This window comes from Microbulbifer maximicatervae (SeqCode) (assembly GCF_052467955.1).
In genome coordinates, this window is sequence record NZ_CP174329.1 from 4,382,444 (window position 1) to 4,397,288 (window position 14,845).

Sequence of the window (14,845 nt, forward strand, 5' to 3'; positions counted from 1 at the left end):
ATGACTGAGTATATTCAGCTACATACGATCGATAGGGGGTAATCACTATTAGATAGGGGTTTAATTAAATCCAGAACTTCTATTTAACCAGTCAAAATAAAAAGTGTTCTTCGGAAAGATACAATCTCCCAAGATTGGCTATTGCTTATGGATTCAGCTTACACACAATTATATTAATTTTCTTCTCCACAAGCTGACCTGTATTACTTTCTCCATACTCACTATGATTCCCGCGGGATACAACTTTAAATCCAGTGTCAGACAATTGGGCACAAATATCACCTTCATCAAACAGCCTGAATCCATATTGAGTGAACGGTAGATTTTGCATAAAAGACTTATCGCCAAAAGCCAGGCATAACCTTCCTTTAGGTGCTAGTACTCTGGAGATCTCTGCTAGATGAGTTTTTAGGGTGTCCCAAAAGTATATTGTGTGTACGGCTAGAACCTTATCGAACTGTTTATCGGCAAATGGCAGGCTTTCTGAGCTACCAACTAAAAAGTCCATTTGCCCCGACTCTATATATACAAAATTTAGGCCTTTCGCGGTTGCAACCATATCGCTCGACCAATCAATGCCGGTATAGCGGACACAAGCTCCCTTACGAATTACGTCGACTGCAAATTTGCCATTGCCCGGACCAATTTCTAGAACAGAATCACCATCTACCACATTGAGAGCTGTTAAAGCGGCAAGATTCGTTGCTTCATTCGCTTTGTTCATTTGTTGCGCGGTTTCTGAGGCCAATGTACCAGATGGTTTTCTAAGCTGCTCAGCAACGAGCTTTGGATCTTTTGACATTACTATTCCTTCAGCGTCAAAAATAAAGTACTAACCAGATAATTTATTCTTTAAATTAACCAATCACTACCTGGGTAACCGTTTTTTTTGAACATAGATGTAAAATAAAACATATTCTACACTATCCTATTGCTCAACATCTATATCGATTATGTCAGGTAAAAAGTAGGCGCAGGCAGAATACCTATTAAGATATTCTGCCTGAGCATCTTAGCATTTCCTGCAATACAAATTACTTCAATATGAAAATTTGTTTTTTAAGTACCCCCATCCAAAATAGATTGCAAATTAAGCAAACTAGAACTTGTTATCTTTAATTTGGTTAGATTGCACTTATAACGATATTTAAACATCCGTAGTATGTGCCATGAGCTTGCAAGCAATTATCATAAAGCATATGCTCTGCATGATGCTGAGCATGGTAGCTATACTACCGCCGGGACTAGGAAGGCTTGTCTACGGTTTATTCCTATTTCCCTTCAATGCTCCTATTAGGTATTTTTACGAGCCTATGATGCTAACCACCATAGGAATGCTAATATACTTAGGAATTCGTGAGCAATGGAGATTTGGCCAAATAAAAGTGGCTCTTGGGGTAACGACATGCTCATTTATTACTTCCTATTGGGTAGTCAATGTGGGATTTTTTGAGAGTGGGGAAAGATGGATTTTGAGCACTTAATGTTGACTCCATTTTGTTCCACTAAAAATTTATCTCATTAAATATTGGGTTATTAATGGCGGCATGCTACTTCTTAATTGGACGGATAATTAGCACGCTATTTCCAAAACTCCATCCTTTCGCATAGCAATAGAAAAGAACAAACCAAAAGAGCAATTACAAAGTTAGTAAGAATAGTCTTGGAACTATTAGGATGGTGATTTACTCTACCTACAGGAACTTTAGCCCAAAGCTATTTATACGCACTCAAAAAGGAAGCAGAGATGCCAGGCAGTTATCCAAGTAAAATTAAGGAATTACCTCTCTACGATGGTCGCTTTGATGCTTACAAGCTTAAGGCAGAAAACAGTGATGTTCTATTCGCATCATATCCAGCTGGAACGTTCATTCCACCCCATACTCATGACACAGATAATCATGGCGTTATCACAAAGGGGGAACTAATACTCACCATGAATGGTGCCACCCAACGGATTGGTATTGGACAGTGGTACCATGTACCAGCACATGTAGAACACTCTGCGACATTTGATGTCGAAACCGATGAGATCGAATTTTGGTTTAAAGATAATTAGGATTAAATTTCTACTACAGATCAATTTACATGTATAAAACTATAAATCTTGAAAATTAAGCTATTAAACGGTAGATATAGTTTAATAGCTTAAGATATCGTTTTGATAAAGATATTACTTGGAGACGCAATGATGATCCTAATACTATAGCCACCGGGGATCTTTATCCCGTCAACAGCCCTGAATCATTGGATAAGGGAATAATTTAAAATAACCTGTTAATTTATAGGCAATTACACTAAACAGCCTAGAAATATATGTGGAAATTCATACTTGATTTTATAAATGGTGCTCTTGGTATAAGTTCCATTGAAAGTGGCGAAAGAATACCCCTAGAGGAAGAACGCTTTCCATCCGATGGAATCGTACGCGCACCCTCTTTTGATTCGATTCCACTCAAACAAGAACCTTTGTCCGGCTCAGTCCGCCCAAAAGAACTTGGTGAGGTAGTAGAAGTCATGGTTGGTGTTGATTATCCAATTTACGGTGGACAAACGATACTCGTTGCCGATTTTGGAACTTACACAATTGAGCTGCCCAGCCCTTGCAGCGGAATAATCGAAGAGATTCTTATTAAGCCCGGTAGCTTGATAGGTAGCGAAACACCTCTATTTAGAGTACGTAGACCAATATAAAATTTAAACAGATATAACAATAAGGTTAATAGCTTCCTAAAACCTAAAAGCTCTAACTAAAAAGTTAACCACATTCAGATAGTTAAGGAGTCATTTATCGTTCAAGCAGATATTAAACCACCAACCGGCTACCAGAAATACGAATCATTTCTCTTTGGAGATTCTGATAAGTATCCCCCAAACCCTACACTTTCTCTTCATCTCAGAAATTGCCCTGCAATTTTTAAGGATAAATAGCAAGACTTCAATCTCGCCAAGTCCAGTGCACTCAATGTATAGGCCAAGTTCTGAATAATATTTGAAAGAATATTTTGTGACCAATTCTGAATATTCTAAAAATCCACATCTTTTTTTATTAAATCATGGTATCAGCCGAACGAGCTTCCCTATATAGTGGCGCCGCCTAGCTTTGATTAAAAATAGGTTAGTTGTCATTGTTTTTTGAGATGTGGGAGAGATACCAAAGTGATTAAGAAAATTTTTTCGAAAAGAGATCTCAAGCTTCCAATCATTGGCGGCTTGATAGCGGTAGCAAGCTTGCTATCAACAACTGTACCGGCAACGGCCGAAGTTGATATAAATCAATTACGTCAACAATCAAAAATTATGTTCGGCACTCTCTCAGAAACTATGCCAGGCAGTGAAAATGACACCCCAGCGATGGTTGAGCTTGGAAGAACACTGTTCATGGACAAACGGCTTTCAGTCAATGATAGCCAGTCTTGTAACAGCTGCCATCAAGTAGGGAACTACAACGGCTCGGGTGTCGACAATGAAGCGACATCACCGGGAGCTTTACCTGGCACCAAGGGTGATCGAAACTCTCCAACGGTCTGGAATTCCGGATTCCAAGTGGCTCAATTTTGGGATGGTCGCGCAGAGGACCTGAAGGAACAGGCCAAAGGTCCAATTCTAAACCCTGTAGAGATGGGAATGCCTTCAGAAGAGGCTGTTGAGGCAAAGATTTCAAAAATTGCCGAATATCAAGAAAGTTTCAAACACGCCTTTGGTAAAGAGAATGCTATCTCTTACGACAATATTGCTCAGGCCATAGCTGCGTTTGAGCGCACACTGATTACAAATGATCGTTTTGATGATTTTATAAATGGTGATGATCAGGCTATGACACAAAGTGAGTTAAAGGGCCTGCAAACCTTTATCAACACTGGTTGTTCAGCATGCCACAATGGTGCAACCTTGGGTGGAAACATGTACCAGAAGATGGGGCTGGTCAACCAATATCCACACCAGGAAGATTTAGGTCGTTATAAAGTTACAGGCCTTGAAAACGATAAAATGATGTTTAAAGTTCCAATGTTACGCGACGTAAGCAGAAGCGCTCCTTACTTCCACGACGGGCGTGTAGAAACCATTGAGCAGGCAATTTACGATATGGCTTGGTACCAATTGGGACAGAAATTGAGCACACAACAGATAAATGATATTGCAACTTTCCTAAACGCTTTAGAACATCAAGCTCATTAAAATATTTCCCACCCTTCGGGGTGGGCCCCTTTCACTCTAATCAATTTTGGCTAAGCTCACGGGTTCCCAGTCACTAGCTCATTAACCATTCAACCCTGCGGTTACTTTGTGTTTAAACCACGCTCAGAGACAGCATCCAGTAGACTAAATGGTTTCCTGATTGCCGACCAGCTTATAATATTTAGCGCTCCACCAATACTTATATCAAGCCAGTAAATTGAAATCCTAGGGAAATGTGCAGGCTTCAGCCACCGACTTGGGAGAGTTCCATTAAATTACTGTTCACTACCTGGGCTTTCAGTCATCAGATTACTTTATGTGCTTTTCGCTATAAAGATAGTGAAATTTCCCGCAAGAGCCTCAGAGAATAGAAATTACGCCCCCCTCTTACAGATAAAAACCGCTCATACTGCTTGATTCCTTGCCACAACCCAAAAACAAGACAATAAAACAGCCTTTAGTATCTTTTAAATAACGCAAAGAAATAAAACTTATCTACTTTGCCACACTCTCTGTATTAAGGTTTAGAGTATAGGCAGAGCAATGAAACTTCGGCTAGCGTCAGCCTTCACCATACTAATTATCATAGCGTTTTTAGGCTTGGTGTACGTCTACAACTACCGACTGACCCAAAGTATTCGGTTTGATGCCCACCCTGTTACAAAAGAGTTCATCAAAAGTAATGCTTCCCTTAAAGACAAAGATACTATCAACATCCTTATCATAGATGGCGGTGGAATACGTGGTTTGATACCACTCTATGTTATTCAACATATCGAAGAGCAGACCGGCAAATCTATTGATGAATTGTTTGATGTCTTTAGTGGAGTATCCACTGGTGCCATCATCGCTACTGGTCTCAATGTGACCCAAAAATCATTTGAAGATGATCACCCAGGAACTGAAAACCTAAAATCTCAAAGTGATAAAATCATTAATATTTATAAAAAAGATAGCAGATACGTATTCTCCGTACCTTGGTATCACAAATTACTAACCTTCAATGGTTTTATCTCCCCCCGCTTTAGCGGTGAGCGCTTAAGCGAAACCATGGAAAAAAATTTCACTGACAAATTAAAATTTACGAGCCTGAAAAACTACGTCATCATCCCCTCCCTCAATATTCACTCCGGCCAACTCAACTTATTCAAAAATCGTGGCGAGGCAATTACTAAGCTACCCACCAATACACTCTACCAATTAGTTACAGCCGCAGCTAGCGCGGAAACAGTATTCCCCCCCGTCGATTTTATGACTACCGGACAAGACATACATCATCAGTATTATGCCGATGCTGGCGTAGACGCTAACAATCCCACCAGTATTGTATTACGTGATATTATCAGGGAGTTCCCCGGAAAAAACTATTATGTACTAGTCCTTGGGGCTGGCACGCAACCACTAGCTACCACGGAAACTGACTACAGAAGCCTAAAAAACTGGGGGCAAATTAACTGGATCCAAGACCTAATTTCAAACGTACAAAGGTCTATGGATAATCAACAGTTATATACACTGGAAATTGCGAAATCTCTCACTCCTGAGGGACGGATTAATTATAACTATTTCAATGTTGAACTTGTAAATCCATATGTTGACCCGTTTGACTACAAGGCAAGTAATAAGCTAAAAGTTTTATCAGACAGACTTATCAGGGAGAATAAAGCCGAGATTGATCAAGTCGTCGAGAGGCTCAAAAAAAATGGATAGCGCTACCGTTAATCAATCATCACTAAGATGCTTGGGTCTAGACTAGTACACAGCAAATACAGACAACTATTACCTTTCTTCTTGACAATTCTCAGCTCTCAGGCTTTTGCAAGAGGCATAGTTATCATATTCTGGGCGGAATAAAAGTACACTGACCAAGGGTATGGTCCATCGGTAATGAACACACGCCTTCTTAATCTCGATGTGCTACGGGGGCTAGCTGCAACTTTGGTTGTCTGGCAACACAGTAGTGAAGTATTTATCCGCAACCCATCCATCGCCCAGCACGGCTCGGCACTGGCTGAATTTATCAGTCAACTGGATTTTGGCCGGATAGGTGTACTTTGCTTTTTCCTAATATCCGGCTTTGTCATTCCCCACAGTCTTCTTGCATCTAACCGTACTCTCAAGAGCTTTGCTATCCGCCGCTTCTTCCGCTTGTATCCCGCTTACTGGTTATCTCTGACTGCAATTATCGGACTTACATGGTTGCTCGCTGACCGAACATTCTCTGCATCTACTATTCTTGCCAATACCACAATGCTGCAAGGCCTAATGGGGTTTGAAAGTGTTCAGATTCTATATTGGACTCTCACTGCAGAGCTGCTTTTTTACTGCCTCTGCGCACTGATGTTCACTCTTCGACTACTAGGGAATCCCAGATATCTACTCTTAGTGTGCTGGGGGGCACTATCGGTATTTGTCAGCATGCAACTTTTAGGGCAATCATCCACTCCAATTTCCCAGCTTCCCGCCACCACTACATACCTCCCCTTTGCTATCGCAGTTATGTTCTGCGGAACCCTACTCAGGTATTGCTACGAAACAAGGCGTGGTTATCGTTATATGCTTTGGGGCCTGGTTTCGACTTTCTCGATACCACTACTCGTTATGGCCATGCACCTATTAGGTAGGTCGATCAGCGAAACTCCCCTCCGCTTTGTATCATCTCATTTCATCGCTTTAGCTATCTTCCTCGTTTTTGTATTACTTCCACCAAAGCCAATACGACATTTAGCCGCTCTGGGGACTATCAGCTATTCCATTTACCTGTTTCATTTAATCGTGGTCTTTCTCGTCAGCTGGGCCATAAGCCAACCTTGGGGACAAGGGCTTACAAGTATTTCTCTATCCACGTTGCTCGTGGCAGTAACACTACTTAGCTTCGCTTTGGCGGCAGCCATTTATTGGCTGGTGGAGAGGCCCTGCATGCAATTTGGGCGCTTTTTGAGCGATCGAAACGACGGGTTAAACAGGTCAGGGGAAATATTAAGGGGGAGTTAGTGTGGAAAACTATCGGAATAAGTTAGGGGCCAGGAAGCAAAAAAATAGCCGTAGACTTATCAGTCTACAGCTATTTTTAGCAGCTGTTATCGGGCGTCTACTGCGCCCACAACAAGCTGATAGCAATGGTCCACATCATAATGCCCACCAGTACATCGAGTACCTGCCAAGTTCTCGGGTTCTTAAATAGCGGCTGCATCATGCTGCCACCCACAGAGAGAAGGGTGAACCATAACAGGGATGCACTACACGCCCCCAGCACAAAAAACCAGGTTCCATTACCTGCATACTGCGCCCCTACTGAGCCGATCAGCACAACCGTGTCCACATACGCGTGTGGATTAAGCAGGGTTAAGGCTACCGCAGTAATCAAGGCAGAACGGCGGGATTTCATCCACTCTTTTTGCTCTCCAAGACCTTTGTTAGTGAAGGCCGAACGGAAAGCCATGGCACCGTAGGAGAACAGGAAAGCAGCGCCGAGCCAGGTCAGCCAGATCATCCAGTCGCCACCCGCTTGTGCGAGATTTGCAACCAGGAACACACCACCTGTAATCAAGGCAATATCCATCAGTACGCATAAAGCCGCGATACTAAAGTGATATTGTCGACGGATACTCTGCGTCAGCAGAAACGCATTCTGCGCTCCGATCGCCATAATCAAACTGATGGTAGTCAAAAAACCTTTTGCGAGCGGCGCCAGCAACAACCCTGAAAACACGATGCCTCCTGTGCTTCATTCTCTAATTTGGAAGTGCCCGCAGGGCTGCGGGCCTGAATAGTGGCGCGAGATTAAGAGTCAAACTAGAATAAGTAAACTTAATTATACTGATCCCTCATAAGAAATTCTTATGCTAGACCTAAAGCAACTCCAAGCCTTTGCCTTTGTCGTAGAGGAGCGCAGTTTTGACAAGGCTGCCGCCCTACTCCATGTCAGCCAGTCTGCGATTTCCCAACGAATCAAAGCCTTAGAAAGCCAGGTTGGCCAAGCCCTATTGATACGCTCCAACCCTTTGCGGCCCACTGAAGCCGGCCTCAAAGTGCTGGGGTACTACCAGCAAATGCACTTGTTACAGCAAGAGCTTCTCACTGATATAGATCCAGAGGGGGGCAAGACTCGCTATAGCAACCAGAATAAGGTTCGGATCGCACTGAATGCAGATAGCTTGGACACCTGGTTCCTAGCCGCCATCACACCATTGATTCGGTCCCAGCAGTTGCTCGTGGATCTAAAGGTCGACGACCAGGACGCTACCCATGAACTGCTGAAGAATGGTGAAGTCATTGGCTGTATCAGTTCAACAACCAGTAACCTCCAGGGCTGCCAATCGGTACTGCTCGGTCATATGGCCTATTACCCGGTATGCACTAAGGCCTTCAAAAAGAAGTTTTTTTCAGACCCGATTAAGGTTGAAGAGCTCCACTACGCTCCCACAGTGGAGTTCAACTATAAGGATCAATTGCAGAGTCGTTACCTTAAACAGTTTTGGGGAGTGGAGACTGGTCAGTACCCATCTCATGAAATCCCCTCTTCAAAGAGCTTCCTCAGTTTCTTAACTCTGGGGCTGGGTTGGGGAATGGCGCCAGATATTCAGATCGCCAGCCTGCTAAAAAGTGGAAAGTTGGTGAAACTCGCTGAAGACCAGTATTTGAAGATTCCTCTTTACTGGCATGTTTGGAACTTAAAATCGAAATTGATTAAAGAGATCACTATCAACCTCACAGAGCATGCTCGAAAAGCTCTGAGTCAGTAGTTCTCGAATAATTAGTGATGGTGCAACTGCCAGTATGGACAGTAATCCAGCTGCAGTTCGCCATTTTCCAGCTGTTCTAATATTGACAGTGCTTGATGATATATTAGTTGATTTTCCTTATGCCTTACATCTAGACTTTTGAATTCAAGATAGGAGGACTTATAAATTTTTTTGGTTTCATCGCTCAATAGAAACCCAATAATACTGTCCTCATGCTGTAGTTCATAAGCAAAATAAGCTCCATCTAACTTCTCTTTTTGTATCAGCTTTGACGGTTCTGAAATTATACGGCGAGTGAAATAATTTCCGGGTTTATCCACGATACACTGAGAATTTTTTATGCCGCAGTTTTTGCTATATGCTTGTTGTAGCCGCTCAATGCTTTGACCATAATCTGGATCGGCCTGGCCATATACTACTCTTGATCCCCCTAAAAAAATCATCATGCCGCTACACATCATACAGGGCTCTAATGATGTGTAAACTGTAACAGTGGTATGGATAAAATTTTTTGTTTTCGGCCCGAGACATTTCTCAGCAAGGCACTGCTGCATTAAACGCACTTCGGCATGTTGAGTCTTATCATTGCAGCGTATAACTGAATTTAATTGAACCCCAACTATTCGCTTAGCATCACTGTCAAATAAAACCGCACCAATATTATGGCCTCTTTTATTTTTATCAGTAGGCCTGACCCAGTCCTGGAATACTAAAGAGTAAGCCAACAACATCAGTATCTTATCTTGCTCATCCTTAACACTCTCGGCTTTAGCTATTCCCACAAGAGAGAGTTGTGATAGAGCAAAAAATAACAGGGAGCGAAATAGCCCGGTATTTTTATCATAACCGTTAAGCTTTTTAATACTCAGGAGCCCGATTAAAGCCATTTCTCCATTTCACCAATAATAAACCTGACTCTCGCAGGTACAGGTTGAGTCCGCCTTAGCGCCAAATAAAGTGTCTCACTAACGGGAGTTTCAAGGCTATGAGCCTTGATCAACTTCGGCTTACGAAATGCATTTACCCCATAGGCCGGTAAAACTGTGAAGCCCAATCCCATACTGACGGGCTCCAGTATTAAGCTGATCTGGTTAGAAAACCCTTTTTGTTGAAAAGCTTCGAGACTTCTAAATTGTGGGAAGTTTGCTCCCAATAATAGACTCGCATGGTGTACACCGTCTGGATGGCCTATGTACCCCAGCGCTAAAAGCGACTCCCAATCAGGGGTTTTCACTTCAGCCGGCGTCACTAGCAACAACCTTTCACTGGCGATCGGCCGACTATCAAGCTCCTCTGCTTGTGGCGGGCTAGTCATTAATCCAATATCAGCGCCGTTTTCCGCAATGGCCTTCTCTACATCCAGGTTGGGAGCGAAACGGCAGCTCATCGATAAACCCTGATGGATTTTCTGCAGGGACAACAACTTGGGGTAGAGCTTCAGCCCCACACTCCCGGGGCACATTACTCGCACATCCCCATGGTGGGGAGGGTCTTCACCAACAATTTGCCCCAGGCTGGCAAGCTTCTGAATAATCCCCTGCCCTTCCCGGTAGAGCCGATCACCAGCATCCGTGAGCGTGAAGTGTTTACCCTGTCTAACTAACAGAGCGACACCTAAGTGCTCCTCTAACTTGCGTATATGCTGGCTGACCCCAGACTGAGTCATATGCAAGCGATCCGCCGTACGAGTGAAGTGCCCCTCTTCAGCTAAAGTACAGAAGCTTCTTAACCACACTGGATTTATCATTACGAACGCTACTTAAAAATATTACAAATGATAATTATACGTAATGAATTGGAGGCTGTAACTTAACCGCATTCAACAAAGGAGACAGCTATGAGTAGCGCATACCCGAGAACCTTTTCTCATATCGGTATTTCAGTGCCGAACCTTGAAGAGGCTGTGAAGTTTTACACAGAGGTACTTGGTTGGTACCTGATTATGAAGCCCACAGATATCACAGAGGACAAAAGCGCTATCGGTGAAATGTGCACCGACGTATTTGGCCCAAACTGGGGTAGTTTCCGTATTGCTCACTTGTCGACAGGGGACAGGATTGGCGTAGAACTATTCCAGTTTAGCAATCAGGAAAACCCAGAAGATAACTTTGAATACTGGAAAACCGGTATCTTTCACTTCTGTGTGCAAGATCCCAACCTGGAAGAACTGGCGGATAAGATTGTAGCGGCCGGTGGTAAAAAACGTATGCCGGAGCCCCGTTATTACTACCCCGGCGAAAAGCCTTATCGCATGATTTATATGGAAGATCCTTTTGGCAATATTCTGGAAATTTACAGCCACAGCTATGAGCTGATCTACAGTGCTGGTGCCTACTGATAATAAGTACTCCAGAGTTCACTCAGCATCATTCGAACGATGCTGAGTGAAATGCCGGCACGGAGTTATTCAGAGGCTCCCTAATTTATTTTGGTATTACTCAATCGCTCTGGTCTGCTGTGATGCTGACTACATTACGCAAAACCAACCAGGAAACAACAAAGGCCAAAATTCCACACACCGCAATTACCCCAGCAAGCGATTCTGGTGTTCCATTAAAAACCAAACTGGTTATCAGGATAGCTACAGCCCCGATTGACAACTGCATAGTACCAGCCAGGGCAGAAGCCGTTCCCGCTATAGGGCCATGTCTTTCCATGGAAAGAATAAATGCCGTAGGAAGAACCAAACCAAGAAACATATTACATACAATAAGCATGCATATCAGTAGTACGAGATGATCAAAACCGGCCTCTATCACTAAATACATAGTCACCGAGCTTATTACAAATCCAGTCACACCCCACTTCACCAGCTTCACCATCCCTAAACGGGCACCAAAATTTGCCGAAAATTGACTCGACAGGAAGAAACTAAGCGCATTTAGAGCAAAGGCGAGACTAAATTCGGTTGGGGTCAATCCGTAGTAATTCGTATATAAGAATGAAGCTGCCGCAAAAAAAGCAAGTACACTGGCGAAACCAAACCCTCCTATACAAGTAAGCCCTATATAGATGGGATCACGCAGCAATATCGAATAAGACTCAAGCAGCGCACCTATTTTAAATGGTATGCGCTTATTCATTGGTAAGGTTTCGCGAAGGCTCGTAATAGCAAGTATCAGACTTAAAAAAGTAGCAATGGATATCCCCCAAAATATGCTGCGCCAACCAAACGAAATTAATAGCAGACTACCAATTAATGGCGCCAACATAGGAGAAATTGAAAGGACAAGAATTGCTGTCGTAAGAAGGCGAGTTGCTTGAGTACCCGTATAAGAATCTCGAATTATTGCTCGGGGAATCGACATTACCGAAGCGGCACCCACCCCTTGTAGGAAACGAAAGGCAATCAACCACTCGATAGTGGTAGCAAGGGCACAGCAAATAGATGCGAAAGTAAAAACCAGCAAACCAAAATAGAGCGGCGGTTTGCGGCCAAACATATCGGAAGCGGGGCCATAAAAAATCTGACACACCCCGAACGCAATAAAATAAGCCATCAGCGTATAGGACGCGACCTGGGTTGAGGTGTCGAGGTCCTTTGTCATCGCAGGCAATGCAGGCAGATACATATCAATGGCCATAGGACCGACAGAGCTCAAAAGCCCCAGGATCAACGCCATTTTTATAAAGCCTGAGTTCATCCACAGTCCCTATTGAGCCAACTCCACCTTGGCACCTCTACAAGACACCTCTCACAATTACTAAAAAGGGAGAAGGAAAGAATACACCGCGCTTGCGACCCTATGAGGCATGGATGCCGATTAGGAACTTACAGGGATGTATTCACGGCGTGTCTCGAGTGCGGTGTATTCTTTCCTTCCACCTCAGGAGTAAGTTCCCTCATCCTTTTCGGACTGACAGGTCAAACCTTAACCTTCAATCGTAGCAACTTAACTTAGGACCATAAGATCAGGGGAGTTAATGGCCCATGACGCTTCTATACCGCCTGAAGACGGTATAACTAAAGGTGTTTCAGCCCTGACCTCCAAGCGTCCAGGAGGCTCCTGTGGTGCCCGGCTCTTCTTCAGCGCCTCTTGGTGGAAAAGCCCTGTCATTCTAGCAACTGTGGTAGCTCAGGAATTCTTACCTGGCCTGTTGGCTACGACCAGCCACAAGCCCAAGCGGAACCCGCTTTCCCCACCAACAAGACAACGTCGCCGCCTCCCTTTAAGCTCCAGACGCCCAATTACCCCGCGCAGCCACCGTCAGCGACCCTATATCGCCAATACTCCCTGTTGGATTATCACTCTGCAACCAAACAGTGATGACGTTGATCTATTACTCAGCGCCGGGAAAATGCAGCGACTACATATCAACACGATTGGGGGGATTGATGGGCGCTCAGGCATTCCGGAACTGGAAGATAATGAGCATATCGCGAGTAACGTCACCCGGTGGCGCCACTTGTGCGAACTCAAAAGCTCCGAGATTGGATGCTATCTCGCCCACTTGAGAGCAATTCGCCGGGCATACCGCTCCGGCTTGGACCGGGTCTGTATTCTGGAAGATGATGTACAGCTAGAGCCCTCATTTGGCCGCGTCTTAGCGGAGTTAGAGCAACTCCCTGAAAATATCGAGATGATTCGACTGATGGGACTTAAAGTCCGCAAGCGAAAAGTCGCGCAAACCTTGAATGACGGTGTTCATCAGTTAGTGCGTCCAGAGCGGGGGTGGTGTGGGGCACAGGGATATTTGATTAACCGGCGCGGTATGGAAAAAGTCTTAAAATATGCCAGCCGTATTTTCGAACCCATCGACAAGGTATTCGATCACTTCTGGCAATTTGATCTAAAACTGTATGGCGTTGAGCCCCACCTTCTGTGGGAAAACGCACACATCTCCAATATTGTTAAATCCAATATCCACCGCACGAAAGTCGCCCGGTGGCTCTATTGGCTGCACCCTTTCGGAAAACTCTGGCGCAGTGTGGGCAGGCACTTTTATTTAAGGCTCCACTCAAAAGAGTTCTATCCAGCAGAAAAACCCACACAACGCACAGGGCGTACGGCGCGAATTAAATCTTAAGAACCCTGCGATCAATTCTCCCAATAACGCTGCATTTTTAAAAACATAAAAGAAGCAGTCCAGGTAATCATCACCAGTCCCGTAAGGGCTTCAAGGCCAGCGGTAAAACGCAGGTGCCCCAGAGGCTCAATATCACCGAAACCCAGTGAGGTATAAGTGGTGAATGAGAAATAGGCGCAGTCCAACAGGCTGCCATTAAAGTTGCCCACCAAAGTACCAAAATAAGGCGAATTCACCATAAAGTAGTAGCAATAGGCAAACAGCCATATTTCAGCCACGTGGGCGATCAAAGCGCCAAACACCCCCAGGACAATCGCCAGGTTATGCTTGATCGGAATCCAGCGGCCAATCCGGGCAAGGGCACTCAATACTTCGTGGTGTATCAGGACGACGGTGGCGACAACTATTGAATTCACCACAAAAGCAAATGCCAGATCAGCGTCGATCATGAAAGAACTCGCGCACTAAATTGCTTGCCTCTTCCGTCATGACTCCCGACTCCACCGTAATCTTGTGATTGAAAAAGTTGGCTTGTGCCAATTCCAGCTGGCTCTCAACAACACCGGCCCGAGGTTCGGTAGCGCCGTATACCAGCCGCCCTACCCGCGCATGTACCATTGCGCCAAAGCACATAGTACAGGGCTCAATCGTCACATATAAAGTGGTGTTTGGCAGGCGGTAGTTTTGTTGTTTATCTGCCGCTTGCCGCAGGGCTACGATTTCCGCATGGGCACTGGGATCACAATTCCCAATCGGGCGATTACTGCCCTCCCCTATGATTTTTCCATCCTGGACCAAAACCGCACCCACCGGCACTTCACCGCGCTCAGCAGCGAGTTGTGCAAGCTCCAGGGCTCGCCGCATAAATCCAAAGTCTCTGGGAGTCGCCATAA

General features: G+C 44.4%; 15 protein-coding genes. 8 read left to right on the top strand and 7 right to left on the bottom strand.

The genetic code is table 11. The annotated features are described in order from the left end of the window. Positions 1-145 precede the first annotated feature (145 nt). Positions 146-802 carry a class I SAM-dependent methyltransferase gene (locus ACJJI5_RS18910; protein ID WP_445354944.1) on the bottom strand — a complete coding sequence of 219 codons (657 nt, stop codon included), beginning with the start codon at positions 800-802 and terminating at the stop codon, positions 146-148. A 945-nt stretch (positions 803-1,747) separates the two neighbouring features. Between ACJJI5_RS18910 and ACJJI5_RS18915 the strand changes: the two genes are divergently transcribed. From ACJJI5_RS18915 to ACJJI5_RS18935, 5 genes are all read left to right on the top strand, one after another. Next, complete coding sequence (locus ACJJI5_RS18915; protein WP_445354945.1) at positions 1,748-2,059, top strand: cupin domain-containing protein; 312 nt, start codon at positions 1,748-1,750, stop codon at positions 2,057-2,059. A gap of 257 nt (positions 2,060-2,316) precedes the next feature. Continuing rightward, positions 2,317-2,694, top strand: coding sequence for a hypothetical protein (locus ACJJI5_RS18920; RefSeq protein WP_445354946.1), 378 nt, complete (start codon positions 2,317-2,319; stop codon positions 2,692-2,694). Between the two features lie 465 nt (positions 2,695-3,159). After that, positions 3,160-4,179 carry a cytochrome-c peroxidase gene (locus ACJJI5_RS18925; protein WP_445354947.1) on the top strand — a complete coding sequence of 340 codons (1,020 nt, stop codon included), beginning with the start codon at positions 3,160-3,162 and terminating at the stop codon, positions 4,177-4,179. A 543-nt stretch (positions 4,180-4,722) separates the two neighbouring features. Continuing rightward, the gene (locus tag ACJJI5_RS18930) at positions 4,723-5,889 is read left to right on the top strand and encodes a patatin-like phospholipase family protein (RefSeq protein ID WP_445354948.1); all 1,167 of its coding nucleotides are present in this window, start codon (positions 4,723-4,725) and stop codon (positions 5,887-5,889) included. A 177-nt stretch (positions 5,890-6,066) separates the two neighbouring features. Next, entirely contained in the window at positions 6,067-7,173 is a 1,107-nt protein-coding gene (locus ACJJI5_RS18935) for an acyltransferase family protein (protein WP_445354949.1), read from the top strand. 97 nt (positions 7,174-7,270) lie between these two features. On the opposite strand, the gene ACJJI5_RS18940 is transcribed toward ACJJI5_RS18935, so the two are convergent. Next, complete coding sequence (locus tag ACJJI5_RS18940; protein WP_282933969.1) at positions 7,271-7,891, bottom strand: LysE/ArgO family amino acid transporter; 621 nt, start codon at positions 7,889-7,891, stop codon at positions 7,271-7,273. A 130-nt stretch (positions 7,892-8,021) separates the two neighbouring features. Between ACJJI5_RS18940 and ACJJI5_RS18945 the strand changes: the two genes are divergently transcribed. Next, the gene (locus ACJJI5_RS18945; protein ID WP_413664659.1) at positions 8,022-8,924 is read left to right on the top strand and encodes a LysR family transcriptional regulator ArgP; all 903 of its coding nucleotides are present in this window, start codon (positions 8,022-8,024) and stop codon (positions 8,922-8,924) included. An 11-nt stretch (positions 8,925-8,935) separates the two neighbouring features. Here the strand turns inward: ACJJI5_RS18945 and ACJJI5_RS18950 are convergent, their stop codons facing one another. Both ACJJI5_RS18950 and ACJJI5_RS18955 read right to left on the bottom strand, forming a co-directional pair. Further along, positions 8,936-9,811 (bottom strand): nucleoside deaminase, encoded by an 876-nt coding sequence (locus tag ACJJI5_RS18950; RefSeq protein ID WP_445354950.1) that lies wholly within the window; start codon positions 9,809-9,811, stop codon positions 8,936-8,938. Continuing rightward, positions 9,802-10,671: a LysR family transcriptional regulator gene (locus ACJJI5_RS18955; RefSeq protein WP_445354951.1), complete on the bottom strand. Its 870-nt coding sequence runs from the start codon at positions 10,669-10,671 to the stop codon at positions 9,802-9,804. The genes ACJJI5_RS18950 and ACJJI5_RS18955 overlap by 10 nt, the downstream gene beginning before the upstream one ends. A 90-nt stretch (positions 10,672-10,761) precedes the next feature. Here ACJJI5_RS18955 and ACJJI5_RS18960 point away from each other — a divergent pair, with 90 nt between their 5' ends. After that, positions 10,762-11,262: a lactoylglutathione lyase family protein gene (locus ACJJI5_RS18960; RefSeq protein ID WP_444914509.1), complete on the top strand. Its 501-nt coding sequence runs from the start codon at positions 10,762-10,764 to the stop codon at positions 11,260-11,262. A 100-nt stretch (positions 11,263-11,362) separates the two neighbouring features. Here ACJJI5_RS18960 and ACJJI5_RS18965 read toward each other — a convergent pair whose 3' ends face one another. Further along, the gene (locus ACJJI5_RS18965) at positions 11,363-12,568 is read right to left on the bottom strand and encodes a multidrug effflux MFS transporter (RefSeq protein WP_445354952.1); all 1,206 of its coding nucleotides are present in this window, start codon (positions 12,566-12,568) and stop codon (positions 11,363-11,365) included. A gap of 280 nt (positions 12,569-12,848) precedes the next feature. Between ACJJI5_RS18965 and ACJJI5_RS18970 the strand changes: the two genes are divergently transcribed. After that, complete coding sequence (locus ACJJI5_RS18970) at positions 12,849-13,952, top strand: glycosyltransferase family 25 protein (RefSeq protein WP_445354953.1); 1,104 nt, start codon at positions 12,849-12,851, stop codon at positions 13,950-13,952. Positions 13,953-13,963: 11 nt separating this feature from the next. On the opposite strand, the gene ACJJI5_RS18975 is transcribed toward ACJJI5_RS18970, so the two are convergent. Then, a complete protein-coding gene (locus ACJJI5_RS18975) occupies positions 13,964-14,401 on the bottom strand; it encodes an ion channel (RefSeq protein ID WP_192879377.1) in 438 nt (145 codons plus the stop codon). Continuing rightward, the gene (gene tadA, locus ACJJI5_RS18980; protein ID WP_445354954.1) at positions 14,388-14,843 is read right to left on the bottom strand and encodes a tRNA adenosine(34) deaminase TadA; all 456 of its coding nucleotides are present in this window, start codon (positions 14,841-14,843) and stop codon (positions 14,388-14,390) included. Before tadA ends, ACJJI5_RS18975 begins: the two co-directional genes overlap by 14 nt. Positions 14,844-14,845 lie beyond the last annotated feature (2 nt).